We start from the raw sequence: 14,279 nt of genomic DNA on the forward strand, positions 1-14,279 counted from the left end.
TTTTCGCATTGTTCATATTTGTTCATTCGCTTATTGTTTTTTTACTGATATTCACAAACGATTAAAACACAACCAGTAATTAAACAATATTAGAGCATGAAAACAAATTTGTTGACCTTCTGTATCTTTTTAGGTTCTTTTTTCTCCATTTCATTGGCGTACGGGGATGATATTCCTACACAAGGAAGATGGGATGATGAGGATTATCGTTCCATCACGGCGTTGCCACCCACATTGTCCATAAATAACAATGTACTGAGCATAGAGTTCAAGGATGCTCTGGACAACCTGACAATTCATATTACGGATGAGAATGGTAATATAATATATGAGAATATACTTTCCGGTGCGATGGGCGATATAATCGACATTCCGATAGACGGAATGCAGACAGGAGCATATCAAGTAATCTTAAGCCATAAGTTAGGGTGGTTAACTGGTGAATTTGAGATCCGATAAAGCGTATGACAATCTTTAAATTCTCATCGTGTCTTCGTGATTAGGATTGGGATGGCACGATGGAATTTTAATGTATCTTGATCCCGCAAATTGATTATTCATGTAGGATCAAGTCCGGAGAATTGACCTTAAAAATATTCTAATATGAATTACCTCGAAAATTTTACTCAAAAAATAACGGATAGCGGCATTGAAGAAGAACCTGCTATTGTTCAATATTGTAAGGTACTTGCAGCTATGATTCCCAGCAGCTTATTTGTATTGGATATGGTTCAAAAGCGATTTTGCTATATCAAGCCGGACAATCTTTTTCTGTGCGGCCATTCCATGGAAGAGGCGATGACGTTAGGATATGATTTCTTTTCCAAGATCATTCATCCAGAAGACTTGCCGTTATGGAAAAGCTTTTTAGGGAATCTATCACGGACGTTACAAGAAAACTCGGACGAATGGAGTGATTATTTCGGCCTATTCCGTTTGCTGCCGAAATATCCCTTTATCACAAAATCATTGGAGCGGTACAGTTACCATCGGCTGATTCCGGTTCGTAAAGAGTCGGGACATTATTATTTGATAGGGATCGTCTCCGATTCGAAATGCAAAAAGATAGGATGTTATCGGAATGGCGCGAGTCGTTTCATATACCAAGCCTATAACCCTAAGAAACGAGGTTGGCATATACAACAAATTCCTCTACTCAGCAGACGAGAGCTGGAGATCTTGGCGATCGCCACAGGAGAGCAGGACTTGCATTTCATCGCTGAGAAACTTTGCCTGAGTTATTATACGATACGAAGCCACGTCTCCTCCATTAAGCGGAAGTTAAAAGTTCAAGACCTCCGGGAAGCGACCGATTGGATCTCTTATCTACATATTTTGCAATCTCCTCAGGAAAGAGATAGAGAGGAGAGTTGTTGTTCAACAAGAAATTTCACTTTCAATAAAAATTGAAAGATATACAAGCCTTATTGGGCGAAAAACAAAGCATCTGATCAATTTCACTTGCGACAGGAAGACCCGAAAGCACAATTCGAAGTTAGATTTCGAAAGGATCTTTGAAAAAATAAGGCTATACGCAAAAAAAGTAGATACTCAGATTGGCTAGACGGCTTACCCGCAAGAGCACGGTGGCTACGATTGATCGTCAATGAGGGCGGCGACAGCGAGAGCCCGGATGAGGTTCGATGAAATTTAGCAAACTATTCTCCTGCCGCAGAATGCGGCGGAGAGTAAATTATTAATCAATTAAATACTTCAAACATTATGAATTCCAAATCAGAGAAGAAGCTTCAAGGCAAGCTTAAGCTGAACAAGCTGAGTGAGAATGCGCTGGCTAAGCGCGAGATGAAAGTCCTAAAGGGAGGGTGTAACTGTTATGTTAATGGCGATAAAGTCGGCTATTAATATTCCCTTTTATCTTTTCAGCTAAAGGCCTAATTAGGCCCTTAGTTCTCTCGTTTTATTATTAGCAAGAATACTTCATATAGATCATGAAAAATACGATAGAATATGTCACGGTAGATAATAATCATTATTTATTCCACTCAGATATCTCTTTTTCGATGTTCATACATCCTGAGTTGGCGAAGGTGTGCGGGCGACAATCGGGGGTAGATCCTTACTATGTTCGAAAATACGCTTATCTAAAAGATAAAGGTTTCTTTGGGGAGGTCTTGCCGGTTGAGTTTGCTACAACCTTAGAGAAATCTGTAATTGAGAATAATATCGCTCAAGTTCCGCAAGTATCTTTTGAAACCACAGATCACTGTAATTTAAATTGCCGTTATTGTTCATTGGGCGATTTATATACCTTTAGTAAAAAGGAACGAAAAAACATTGATCCTCAAAAAGCGTTGCGTTTATTGCGGTTTCTTTTTGACGTGAAACTGGAAGGATCGGAATTTGCGATCGTTTTTTTCGGAGGGGAACCTTTGGTGAATGGTCGATTTGTAGAGATGATCGTTGAGGAAGCCAAACGTTTAAATGAGAAAAAGAAATTAAAATTGGAGTTCACTATAACTACCAATGCGACATTGATAGATCGATACCTTGACTTATTGGTGGATAATCAGTTTAAGATGTTGATTAGCCTAGATGGCGATGAGAAAGGGCAAGGCTATCGAACATTTATGAAAGATGGTACAAACTCTTTCTGGCAAGCGATCCGGAATATCGATCGTTTGCAGTGCGAATATCCGGATTTTTTCGGAGAAAGGGTTGATTTTAATGCGGTGTTGCACGATCGGAATTCTGTGCAGGAGATTTATGAGTTCATTTATAACAGATACCATAAGATTCCTTCAATTGCTCAGATGAATAAAGATCATGTAAATAAAGAAAAGAAAGAGTTAATGGAGCAAATGTTTGTTGATCGGAGGGTGAGTGAGAGCGACTTTCAAAAGACGAATTCCGATCTGTTGCCGGTTGTGCATGATGAACTGATCCAGTTCAAGGAACTGAACGATTTCTTTGCGAATAATTCCGTTAATTTCTATATGACCAATTTGTTGGACTTATTGTATGATCATGTAAGTTTAATACCTACTAAAACCTGTTCGCCTTTCCAAAGAAAGATGTTTTTTAATACGAACAGTCAAATCTTGCCTTGTGAAAAGGTCAGTTATACTTACTTTATTGGTAAGGTGGAAGACGATTCCGTAAAGATTGATATGGAGGAGGCCTCAAGAAGATATAGTGCTTATTATAAAAACATACAGAAAATCTGTCAGCGTTGTTATAATCGGCGGATTTGCTCAATTTGTCTATTGACATTGGATAATTTGGCGGATTTGGGAACAGATGGCTTTACTTGTCCTAATTTCTTAGATAAGGATGCTTTTGGGGAAAAGTTGGGAAAGATTTTCTCGTCCATAGAGAAGAACCCAATGGAGTTTAGGTATATAATTAATGACTGGATGTTGAATAAAAGATAAAATAGATGGAGAACGAACAAAAATATTGGTTCATGATAGAACCTTATGTATATATTCATTTGACAGAAAACCAGGTTATATTGTATAATACGTTAGATTATGCGAGTATAGAGTCGAGTCGAATGGAAGTTGTTGGTTTAATGCGGGAGTTACTGCGGGAAGAGAATGTAGGTGTTGTAAGTCTTGACGCTTCGTATATGGAGCGATCTGTACCTATTAAGTCTTTTGTTGAGGAAGTCCGAGAGAAATTTATGGGAGACATCGTGGATCAAGCTTTGTCTAACCGGAAGCCGGTACAGATATTGCCTTTTATTAATTACCCCGTTTGGGAGGAAAAGGGTTGTGACCTCAATTTCTTGGAAGATTGGTCTCAAATCTTATCTGAAGTGACAGTCCATATCGATCAAACCGTGAATATGGATTTATTGGTAAACTATCTTCGGACTATACCGGGAAATGTAGCTTTTATCTTGAAAGCGGATTGGAGAGAAAACTTGAACATCGATTTATTATTGGAGAGCTTGAAAGATAGGTCTGTCTCGATTACAATCGATAGCTCTTATCAATGTATTCCCGTAATTGAACGGACCTACGCTTCGGATTTTATTTATCGGGTATCTGTAGCTTTTCCGATTGATCATTCCGCTTGGGAGGCAGTCGTGCGTAAGGAGTAAGCGTTAGGTCATTCATTTAACTATTTCTTTAAGATTACATCAGAGGCCGATTATCAGGTAGCGGAACAACTGATCGAAACTTACCCGATTGGGAATTATCAATTAGATCCGGTCTATACCGGACAAAATCTTGATTTTTTCCAAGAAAATATATTCTTGACGCATGAGGATATTTTGGCTTCGTCCTTGTCTATGAAGGAATTGTTTAGAAAACGAACGATCAATCAGAATGATTTCGGCAAGCTCCATATTTTGCCGAATGGTGATATTCGTGCCAATTTACATCATCCGGTTTTAGGGAATATCACGACTTATTCCATTTATGAGATTATTCAAAAAGAGATAAAGGAAGGGAAATCATGGCTCCGGATTCGAAATCAATCTCCTTGTAATACATGCCTGTACAGGGATTTGTGCCCTTCTCCTTCGGACCATGAATTGGAGATAGGTTATCCAAATCTCTGTTGGATAAGTAAACATCATTAAATATCATTTTATGTATAAGTATTATTGAAAATAACAAAAACAATCATATTATGAAACTATCTATTTATACCCCAATATTTCTATTACTTCTTTTGGTTCTAAACGGATGTGGAGACAAATCCTCCGACGAGCAAACCTTCATCACGGTGGACGTGGACAAGAGTTATTCCAAAAAGGAATTTATCCTACAGGATTTGTTCGATATAGAGTATGTGCGATTAGAGACAAATGAAAAGTTCTTGACATCAGGAAAGGTGCGGTCGATTGGCGAGAATTTGATGCTTTTTACGGATAGTAAGAATGGTGGAGATATCCATGTCACGGACGGAAAAGGCAAATACCTACGAACGATCAACCGTAAAGGCCAAAGCGGAGAGGAGTATGTATACATCAATACCGTAATTTATGATGAAAAGAATCAAGAATTATACGTAAACGATACGATGACCGGTCGGATTCAGGTTTATGATCTGTTTGGTAATTTCAAGCGAAGTATCAAGCATCTTATGGGGGCTACTTATTTCAGGTTGGATAATTTCAATCAAGATTATTTGATTTGCTATGCAGAACCTTCTGCTGATCCCACGGACAGTGGATATGAGGAGGCCATACCCAATAGCGGGTTCATGTTGGTGTCTAAGCAAGACGGGAGTGTTCAGCGAATAGCGATCCCTTTCGATGTCTATGTGCCTGGAACGATTATCTCGGAAAACTCAGGGCAAAAAATATATGCCGCTATCCAAAATAGTCCTTTAATCCCTTATTTCGATAATTGGTTATTGACGGAAATCTCCACGGATACGATCTATTTGTATGAGACGGATAAACGGGCGTTGAAGCCTTTCTTAGTGCGTACGCCTTCGGGGAAAGAGATGAGTCCTCCAGTTTATTTGTTTCCCGGTGTTATGACTGATCGCTATTATTTTCTTCAAAGCTTGAAGTTTGAGTTTAATTTCTCTAAAGGTACAGGCTTCCCCCCTGCGGAATTGGTTTACGATAAGCAGGAGGATAAGGTATATAGATATGAGGTCTATAACCAAGATGTGACAAAGGATGAGCCTTTGAACCTTGTATGGCAATTCCCGCCTTTGCCATATCTCAACAATCGTAATGGGATCGCTTTCCTTTCCCGGATGGAAGCCCCCGGTTTGGTGGAGGCCTACGAAGACGGCAAACTGCAAGGCCCCTTGAAAGAGATCGCCGCCGATTTGGAGGAAGAGTCGAATCCGGTTATCATGATCGCCCGATATAAGAACGAATGAGCGTATCGATTTGTCATACAGACCATCCGGACCATTCCCGGATCGCCGATTGGCTGCTGCTGAACGGCACATTGACCGCTTGCCCCGGCTTGTTGCATGGGAAGTTAGGAATCGCCATCTTTTTTTTCCACTATGCCCGCTTTACAGGCGAGGAACTGTTCGATGAGTACGCTTGGGATTTGGTGGTGGCGATGCAAGAACAGCTCCATGCCAATTACCGTCCGGATTACGAATGGGGGATAGCGGGTATCGGTGTGGGGATCGACTACTTGATCCGTAGTGGATTAATAGAGGTGGACGAGGATTTCTTCGAGGATTTGGATGAGCGGATGTATCGGGCGGTGATGTATGACCCTTATCCCGATTATAGCCGGGATGAGGGGCTGACCGGCTACGGATGGTATTGGCTTTGTCGCCGGGCGAATGCGGGGGCCGCGGATTGCTTGTTGCGGATCGCCGCCCGGATCGAGCAAGATCAGGTCGGTTTCTCTCCCGGAGAGATACGGGATGCAGCTCGTTTTCTGCGCGCTTATGCCGGGCATCCGGATCCGGTTGACACCTTGGTGGAGACGGATTGGGAGCGATTGGCGGGCGCGGGCTTGGCGGGTGGATATGCGGGAGCCGGCTTGGAGTCGCTAAGTTTGCTTGGGACTGTGGATACCTCTTGGCGGCTTCTTTTATAAATTTGTTTGATCTCAATCTGTGGGAAAAGATGATAAATCTGTATCTGTTCAATAATAAAAACCGGGGGGCGTTTTATGGCGTGGGCAGCTACGTCCGGGAATTGGTAGCCTCGTTGCGGGGGAGCGGTATCCGTATTTATGTGGTCTATCTGTTCGGCGAGAAGGCTCAAATCGAGCGATGGGAGGAGGGGGAGGTCTCGTATCTCTCTTTTCCGGAGCCGGTAGCCGAGGATTGGGTCGCCTTGGAGGTGCGGCAGCGGGCGGCTTATTTCCGGAATATCGTTTATCTGCTTCGCCGCTTTATCCGGGATACGGAGAAGCTGGTGTTTCATTTGAATTGTTATAAGGACGAGGCATTGGCGCGGGAGTTGAAGGCGGCGTTTCGTTGCCGGGTGGTTACGGCGGCGCATTTCTCGGATTGGAGCTCGGTTATTTACGACAACCCGGAGCGTCTTCGAGCGATCTTGCGGAAGGAGTGTACGCAGCCTTTGGACGATTTGATCCGGGAGTCGTTCGGGGAGGAGCAGGCGTTTTACGCTGCGACAGACCGGGTAATCGGTCTTTCCGATTATATGCGTGCCTTGCTATGCGAGGACTACGGGGTGCTTCCCGATCGGGTGGCGGTTATCCCGAACGGGATGGCCGATGTGGCAGATACGGACCGGGATCCGGTGCTGATCCGGGAGAAATGGCAGCTGCGCCCGGAGGGGCGGATCATCCTTTTTGTCGGGCGGCTGGATAGTATCAAGGGAGTCCGTTTCTTGATCCGGGCGTTCCGGAAGGTATCCCGCCAGTATCCGGACAGCCGGTTGTGGATCGTAGGCGATGGTGATTATAAGGATTGTTTCGAGGAGGCGAATCCTATTTTCTCGCAGGTTACTTTCACGGGTTTTCTAGATCGGGCCTCGCTGCTGGAGTTGTATCGTGTGGCCGATGTCGGCGTGGTTCCCTCGCTGTTTGAGCCTTTCGGGTATGTGCCGGTAGAGATGATGATGCACGGCTTGCCGGTCGTGGCCACCGCCACTTCCGGTCTGGACGAGGTGGTAGATGATTCATGCGGGCTGAAAGTGCCGCTTGCCGTATCCGCCGATCGGGTAGAGATCGATGCCGACCAGCTGGCGGAGAAGATCCTCTTTTTGCTGCGGAACCCGGAGGAGGCGAGGCGGCTTGGGCGGAACGGACGCGGGCGATTTGTGGAGAGATATTCCTCGGAGGTGTTTGGCAGGAATATGTCGGCGTTTTATGAATCCTTATTCGCGGAAGAGAACCCTACGGAATAAGCTATGGAAAAGGAGAAACATATAGATTTGTCGGTGATCGTTCCTATATATAACACGGAGACGTATTTGCCGGTCTGTCTCGACTCGTTGTTGGGGATAGACGGGCCGTGCGTGGAGATCGTGCTTGTCAATGACGGATCGACGGATGGATCCGGGATGATAGCGGATGCCTATGCACAGAAAGACAGCCGTATCCGGGTGATCCACCGGGCGAATGGAGGTGCGTCAGCGGCACGTAATACGGGGCTGGAGGTGGCTCGGGGGGAGTATATATTATTCGTGGATAGCGATGACTGGGTGCTGAGCGATGCGTTGGTGTCTTTGTTTCACGCGGGGGTAGAGAGTCGGGCGGATGTCGTGATGGGAGAAATCCGGTTCTGCGATCAAGAGGGGAATCCGGGGGCACTTTTCAATCCGGTCAAGGGGATGCTGCCGGAAGTCTTGCCGGGTAGGGAAGGCTTCGTCGGACTGATGAGGGATGGCTCTTATCTTCCTACTCCTGTCCGTTTTGTTTGCCGACGGGATTTCTTGCGCACGATAGGGGTGCGTTTTGAGGAGGGGATCATGCATGAGGATGAGCTTTGGACTCCCATCGTTCTCTGCCAGGCGGAGAGGCTGGCGATTACCTGCACGGAGTTTTATAGATACCGCCAAGACGAGTCTTCGGTCATGCATATGACCAAGCGAAGCCGACGGCTGCTCTCTCTCTTCCGGGTGACGGACGGGTTGGCCCGGTTTGCCGATCGCTGGTCGTTTGACGGGAAGGAGCGGGCATTGAAAAGCTGGTGGTATGTGAACCTGTTTCGCCTCTATCACTGGGCGTTCGCCTATCTTGCCGAGGCGCAAGACAGCTCAATCGAGGTTCCCGCCCATCATTTGGATCGTTTCTGGCGGGATTGCGGGCAAATGATCCCGGAGTCTATACAAAGATGCCGGGACTATTACCGTAAGGCGGAAGCCGGATTGAGGAAATATACGGATTGGCGTATATCGGATTGGGTAGCGTCCGTGGATTGCCAAATAAGACGAGGAAAGAAGGTGATGCTGCTATTCAACACGATAAACGGGGAAGAACCGCGGTTGGATATAAAGAAGGTTCCCGCAGATTGGGTGGTTACTACCGACCGGAGGTATCTTCGACAAGCGGATAAAGTCGTTTTCCATCTTCCCTCATTGCATGAAGAGCTAGAGGAGGATCTGGATAAACCGGAAGGACAGGTTTGGGTGAATTGGTATTTGGAAAATGAACAGGAAGATGTATCACTCAATGATCCGGAAGTGATGGAATTGTTTGATGCCTCAATACCATTTAGTACATTTGAGGACTGTATAAATAAGCTGATCGGTTCTTAATGTTCAAACCTTTCCCTACATATCGCCAACTGGACTCCATGGACTGCGGTCCTACCTGCCTCCGTATGATCGCTAGGCATTACGGGCGTGCCTACTCCATCCAGAACTTACGGGAGAAAGCCTTCATCACACGAGAAGGGGTCTCCATGCTCGGTATCAGCGAGGCGGCGGAAGCGATCGGGTTCCGAACACAGGGCGTGCGGATCACGGTGGAGGAATTGGAAAAGGAATGTCCCCTACCCTGCATACTGCACTGGAACCAATGGCATTTCGTGGTTTGCTACAAGATAAGGAAAGGGAAGTTCTACATAGCGGACCCGGCGGCGGGACTTATCACCTATACTAAGGAGGAATTCAAGCGGTGCTGGGTCAGTACCAAGGTGGACGGACAGGATACCGGGACGGCGCTCTTGCTGGAACCGGGGCCGGAGTTCTACGGGATGGAGGACGAGGGGAGAGACAGGAAACGTAACCTCGGATTCTTTTTCCGATATATATCGCCCTACAGACGGGAGATGGCACAGCTCGTGCTGGGCATGGTGACAGCCAGCGTACTGCAACTCATCCTACCTTTCCTCACGCAGAGCCTGGTGGATACCGGTATACGGGACAACAGCCTAGGTTTCATAACCTTGATCCTTATATCGCAATTAGTGATCTTTATCGCCAAGCTATCCGTGGACTTCATACGGAGCTGGATATTGCTGCACGTAAACACGAGGATCAATATCGCCTTGATCTCCGATTTCCTCACCAAGCTGATGCGCCTGCCCTTGCATTTCTTCGATACCAAGATGGTGGGCGATATCATGCAGCGCATCGGAGACCATGACCGCGTCGAGGCTTTCATGACGGGGACATCCATCAATACGCTCTTCTCTTTCGTCAACTTCATCGTGTTCGGGTTCGTGCTGGCCTATTACGACTGGACGATACTGGGACTCTTCTTGGTAGGTAACGGGTTATACGTGGCGTGGGTACTCGCCTTCATGAGATGGAGGAGGGAGCTGGACGTAAAGCGTTTCTCGCAGGCGGCCGGGGAGCAAAGCAACCTATTCCAGCTCATCACCGGAATGCAGGAGATCAAGCTCAATAATTGCGAGACCAAGATGCGATGGAAATGGGAACGGATACAGGTAAAACTTTTCAAGATAGGGATCAAGGGGTTGGCGTTACAACAATATCAGCAACTCGGGGCGGTCTTTTTCAACCAGACCACGAACATACTCATCTCCTTCATCGCGGCACGGGCCGTCGTGCAAGGGGATATGACGCTGGGTATGATGATGTCGGCGACCTACATCGTGGGGCAGCTCTCCTCACCTATCGAGCAATTGATCGATTTCTCACGGTCCTTACAGGACGCGAAGATCAGTTTGGAGCGGCTCAGCGAGATACACGGGAAGGAGGACGAGGAACAGGTAGGCGGGATAAGACTGAATGTTCTCCCCGATGACAGGACGCTACGGCTGGAAAATCTCAGCTTCAGCTATGACGGGGCGGACAGGGATTACGTGCTGGAGGATATCAACCTGACGATACCCCATAACAGGGTGACCGCCATCGTAGGGGCCAGCGGGAGCGGGAAGACGACGATCGTGAAACTCCTGCTCGGTTTTTACAACCCCAACAAGGGGGACGTGAGGATCGGCGATACCTCCCTCAGGAACCTGAACCCGCACGTATGGCGTAGCAAGACCGGTTCGGTCATGCAGGATGGTTTTATCTTCTCGGATACGATCGCCAACAACATCGCCCCCGGCGAAGAGGTGGTGGACAAGGAACGCCTGCTGCATGCCGTGACGGTGGCGAATATCCGGGATTTCATCGACTCGCTCCCGCTGGGCTATAATACGAAGATCGGCATGGAGGGAAACGGAGTGAGCCAAGGGCAGAGGCAACGGATCCTGATCGCCCGGGCGGTGTACAAGAATCCCGACTTCATCTTCCTAGACGAGGCCACGAACGCCTTGGACGCAAACAACGAGCGGGAGATCATGGAGCAGTTGCACGCCTTCTATAAAGGACGGACGGTGGTGGTCGTGGCGCATCGGCTAAGCACGGTACGTGACGCAGACAAGATCGTGGTGCTGGACAAGGGACACGTCGTGGAGGAGGGGACGCATCAGGAGCTCACGGCCTTGCGGGGGACTTATTATAAGTTGGTGAAGAATCAGTTGGAGTTGGGAAGCTAAGGGTAACACACCCCCTACCCCCTCTCTGAGAGGGGAAAAGATAGTATTCGAGATGGAAAATGAAGGGAAAGATATAGAGCTGAGGAGCGAGGAGGTGCAGGAGGTGATGGGGCAAGTGCCGGCCTGGATCGTACGGTGGGGGTTAACGCTGTTGTTCCTCGTGGTCGTGGCGTTGCTGGTGGGGAGTTGTTTCTTCAAGTATCCTGACGTGATCACGGCTGACATGACATTGACGGGGCAACATCCCGCGACGGCGGTAGTGACACGGGCAGCGGGAAAGATACAGGAGCTGCTCGTGAGGGATAATCGCCCGGTAAGGCAGGGGGATTGGCTGGCGGTCATAGAGAATCACGCCGACACGGACGATGCCATCTATCTGGATAAGGCGTTGGAACGATCCGGAAGCGACGTGGATAGCCTGGACAAGGCATTATCAAAGTACAAGGAGCTATCGCTGGGTGATATGCAAGCGGCTTACTCGGGACTACTCTCGGCGCTCCATGCCTGCATCAATTACAGGGAGATCGATTATTATCCGCAAAAAATGACCTCCATCCGCAAACAGATAGCGTTGTATAAGGCTTACTATAACGAGACCGAACGGCAGCGGAAGACCCTCTCGGAGCAATTCGCCTTGACAAGGCGGCAATACGCCCGGGATTCATTATTGTATAGCCGGTCCGTGATTTCCTCCTACGAGCATGAGACCGCACGGGCTTCCCTGCTGCAAAGCCGTTATTCGCTGGAAGGGGCGGCAGCCTCGGCCGAGAATCTCCGGATACAGATCGGGGAGCAAGAGCAATCCTTGCTGGATCTGACGCTGGAGCGGAGCGAGAAAGAATTTACGCTACGGCAGGAATTACAGACCGCCCGGGAACAATTGCTGAACAGCATGAACGAGTGGAGGTTACGTTATTGCCTCATCGCCCCGGTAGGGGGTGTCGTAACTTTCACTAAGTACTGGAATGAGAACCAGTATATCCCATCCGGAGAGGTGGCTTTCACCGTCGTGCCGCAAGGCGAGGGCCGGCTGGTGGGGAAGGTGCGCATACCGATAGCACGCTCGGGAAAAGTCCGGAGAGGCCAGCGGGCGATCGTCCGTTTCTCCAATTTCCCGGATCAGGAGTTTGGAGTGGTAAATGGCGTGGTATCGAATATCTCATTGGTCCCCACCGACGAGTACTATACGGCGGATATCGATTTTCCAGAGGGCCTGAGAACCAATTACGGTATCGACCTGCCCGTCTCGCCCGAGACGCAAGCCTCCGCGGAGATCGTAACGGAAGAATTACGTCTGATCGAACGATTCTTCCTCCCGATCAAACGGATCGTGAAGGAAGGATTTTAAAGTCGCTAGGTTCCATCATGCACCTTGTTTAGAACTATTATAGTTTAATAGCTGTACTGTTAAAACTAAAAACTTATATTTGCATGTTGATAAATAAGAGGGCGGGTGATTGTCCTTCCCTTACAGTGCAATGATTTAGATTATGTTAAAGCAACAGTTACAACAAAAGTTACAGCAAAAGCTATCCCCTCAGCAGATACAGTTGATACGGCTTCTGGAGCTTCCCGCGATCGAGTTGGAAGAACGTGTGAAGCATGAGCTGGAAGATAACCCAGCCTTGGAGGAAGGAAAAGAGCCTGTTGATGATTTTGAACGAACTGAAAGCGAGGAGGGGGGAGAAGAGATCCCTTCTGTTGATACTGAGACCGACCTTTCTTTGGGAGATTATTTAACGGAAGACGATATACCTGATTATAAGCTACGGGAAATGACCGAGCGTGCGGAACGGAAAGAGGATGTCCCCTTCTCCGTAAGCCAATCCTTGAATGAGTTTCTGTTACAGCAGCTCGGGTTAAGGGATTTACCGGATAAGCAAATGAAAATAGCGGAGTATATCATTGGAAATATCGATGATGACGGTTATTTGCGCCGGGACCTTTCGGCGATAGCGGACGATTTGATCTTCCAAGCCGGACAAGAGGTAGATGAGAAGGAGATCGAGTCTATCTTGAATATCATCCAAGATTTTGAGCCTGCCGGGGTAGGTGCCCGTGACTTGAAAGAATGTCTGTTGATCCAGCTGGATAAGAAGGAGAATACTCCGGTTACAAATTTGGCGATTCGTGTTTTGACCGAATATTTCGAGGAGTTCACCCGCAAACATTACGATAAGATCTTACGAGGTCTCGATATCGATGAGGAAACGTTAAAGAAGGTCATTCACGAGATTACTATGTTAAATCCGAAACCCGGAAGTAGTTGGGGTGGTTCTATGGAAGTGGCGATGAGCCAGATCATCCCGGATTTCGTGGTGGAAGCGCATAATGGAGAGCTTATCTTGAGCATGAATAACCGGGGGGTACCGGATATGCGTATCAACCGGGAGTATGCCGAGATGTTTCAGGATTATACGGCGAATAAGGCGAACCAAACCGCTGAGAGGCGGGATGCCGTACAGTTCGTGAAACAAAAGTTGGATTCCGCCCAGTGGTTCATCGACGCTATCAAGCAACGTAATGAGACCTTGCAGCGTACCATGGAGGCGATTATCTATTTACAACGGGACTTTTTCCTGACAGGCGATGAGGCTACCCTCCATCCCATGATCTTGAAAGACGTAGCGGAGCGTGCGAGATATGATATCTCCACTATTTCCCGGGTAAGTAACAGTAAATATGTGCAAACGAATTTCGGTATTTATCCGTTGAAATACTTTTTCTCCGAGTCTATGCAGACCGATACCGGCGAGGAGATCTCGACCCGTGAGGTGAAAAAGATCATGAAAGAACATGTAGATGCCGAAGACAAACGAAAACCGTTGACCGATGAGGAGTTGGCTACGATCCTGAAAGAAAAAGGGTATGTCATCGCCCGGCGTACGGTAGCGAAATACAGGGAGCAACTGGGGATTCCGGTAGCTCGTCTGAGAAAAGAAATATAAAAGCGT

12 protein-coding genes are annotated in these 14,279 nt (G+C 47.4%); all 12 read left to right on the forward strand.

Annotated features, from left to right (window positions below):
• Positions 1–96: 96 nt before the first annotated feature.
• Positions 97–459, forward strand: coding sequence for a DUF3244 domain-containing protein (locus ACYIA1_RS17005; protein WP_005863481.1), 363 nt, complete (start codon positions 97–99; stop codon positions 457–459).
• Positions 460–603: 144 nt separating this feature from the next.
• Positions 604–1,410 carry a response regulator transcription factor gene (locus ACYIA1_RS17010; RefSeq protein ID WP_480336039.1) on the forward strand — a complete coding sequence of 269 codons (807 nt, stop codon included), beginning with the start codon at positions 604–606 and terminating at the stop codon, positions 1,408–1,410.
• Positions 1,411–1,722: 312 nt separating this feature from the next.
• Positions 1,723–1,863 carry a TIGR04149 family rSAM-modified RiPP gene (locus tag ACYIA1_RS17015; protein WP_005863479.1) on the forward strand — a complete coding sequence of 47 codons (141 nt, stop codon included), beginning with the start codon at positions 1,723–1,725 and terminating at the stop codon, positions 1,861–1,863.
• Positions 1,864–1,949: 86 nt separating this feature from the next.
• Complete coding sequence (locus ACYIA1_RS17020) at positions 1,950–3,392, forward strand: radical SAM peptide maturase (RefSeq protein WP_480336041.1); 1,443 nt, start codon at positions 1,950–1,952, stop codon at positions 3,390–3,392.
• 5 nt (positions 3,393–3,397) lie between these two features.
• A complete protein-coding gene (locus tag ACYIA1_RS17025; RefSeq protein WP_480336043.1) occupies positions 3,398–4,066 on the forward strand; it encodes a hypothetical protein in 669 nt (222 codons plus the stop codon).
• Positions 4,067–4,602: 536 nt separating this feature from the next.
• On the forward strand, positions 4,603–5,814 hold the full coding sequence (locus ACYIA1_RS17030; protein ID WP_211738739.1) for a 6-bladed beta-propeller: 1,212 nt from the start codon (positions 4,603–4,605) through the stop codon (positions 5,812–5,814).
• Positions 5,811–6,497, forward strand: coding sequence for a hypothetical protein (locus ACYIA1_RS17035; RefSeq protein ID WP_480336045.1), 687 nt, complete (start codon positions 5,811–5,813; stop codon positions 6,495–6,497). The genes ACYIA1_RS17030 and ACYIA1_RS17035 overlap by 4 nt, the downstream gene beginning before the upstream one ends.
• Before the next feature lie 29 nt (positions 6,498–6,526).
• Positions 6,527–7,777 carry a TIGR04157 family glycosyltransferase gene (locus ACYIA1_RS17040; RefSeq protein ID WP_480336047.1) on the forward strand — a complete coding sequence of 417 codons (1,251 nt, stop codon included), beginning with the start codon at positions 6,527–6,529 and terminating at the stop codon, positions 7,775–7,777.
• A gap of 3 nt (positions 7,778–7,780) precedes the next feature.
• A complete protein-coding gene (locus ACYIA1_RS17045) occupies positions 7,781–9,130 on the forward strand; it encodes a glycosyltransferase (RefSeq protein ID WP_211738745.1) in 1,350 nt (449 codons plus the stop codon).
• Complete coding sequence (locus ACYIA1_RS17050) at positions 9,130–11,325, forward strand: peptidase domain-containing ABC transporter (protein ID WP_480336050.1); 2,196 nt, start codon at positions 9,130–9,132, stop codon at positions 11,323–11,325. Before ACYIA1_RS17045 ends, ACYIA1_RS17050 begins: the two co-directional genes overlap by 1 nt.
• 52 nt (positions 11,326–11,377) lie before the next feature.
• A complete protein-coding gene (locus ACYIA1_RS17055; protein ID WP_480336052.1) occupies positions 11,378–12,673 on the forward strand; it encodes an HlyD family secretion protein in 1,296 nt (431 codons plus the stop codon).
• A gap of 142 nt (positions 12,674–12,815) precedes the next feature.
• Positions 12,816–14,273, forward strand: coding sequence for an RNA polymerase factor sigma-54 (gene rpoN / locus ACYIA1_RS17060; protein WP_480336054.1), 1,458 nt, complete (start codon positions 12,816–12,818; stop codon positions 14,271–14,273).
• Positions 14,274–14,279 lie beyond the last annotated feature (6 nt).

It is taken from the genome of Parabacteroides sp. KHUB-02 (assembly GCF_056640955.1).

Coding starts and splice junctions, on each gene's coding strand:
- rpoN (WP_480336054.1), top strand. CDS start 12,816: ATGTTAAAGCAACAGTTACAACAAAAGTTACAGCAAAAGCTATCCCCT.
- ACYIA1_RS17025 (WP_480336043.1), top strand. CDS start 3,398: ATGGAGAACGAACAAAAATATTGGTTCATGATAGAACCTTATGTATAT.
- ACYIA1_RS17010 (WP_480336039.1), top strand. CDS start 604: ATGAATTACCTCGAAAATTTTACTCAAAAAATAACGGATAGCGGCATT.
- ACYIA1_RS17030 (WP_211738739.1), top strand. CDS start 4,603: ATGAAACTATCTATTTATACCCCAATATTTCTATTACTTCTTTTGGTT.
- ACYIA1_RS17020 (WP_480336041.1), top strand. CDS start 1,950: ATGAAAAATACGATAGAATATGTCACGGTAGATAATAATCATTATTTA.
- ACYIA1_RS17005 (WP_005863481.1), top strand. CDS start 97: ATGAAAACAAATTTGTTGACCTTCTGTATCTTTTTAGGTTCTTTTTTC.
- ACYIA1_RS17040 (WP_480336047.1), top strand. CDS start 6,527: ATGATAAATCTGTATCTGTTCAATAATAAAAACCGGGGGGCGTTTTAT.
- ACYIA1_RS17015 (WP_005863479.1), top strand. CDS start 1,723: ATGAATTCCAAATCAGAGAAGAAGCTTCAAGGCAAGCTTAAGCTGAAC.
- ACYIA1_RS17035 (WP_480336045.1), top strand. CDS start 5,811: ATGAGCGTATCGATTTGTCATACAGACCATCCGGACCATTCCCGGATC.
- ACYIA1_RS17045 (WP_211738745.1), top strand. CDS start 7,781: ATGGAAAAGGAGAAACATATAGATTTGTCGGTGATCGTTCCTATATAT.
- ACYIA1_RS17050 (WP_480336050.1), top strand. CDS start 9,130: ATGTTCAAACCTTTCCCTACATATCGCCAACTGGACTCCATGGACTGC.
- ACYIA1_RS17055 (WP_480336052.1), top strand. CDS start 11,378: ATGGAAAATGAAGGGAAAGATATAGAGCTGAGGAGCGAGGAGGTGCAG.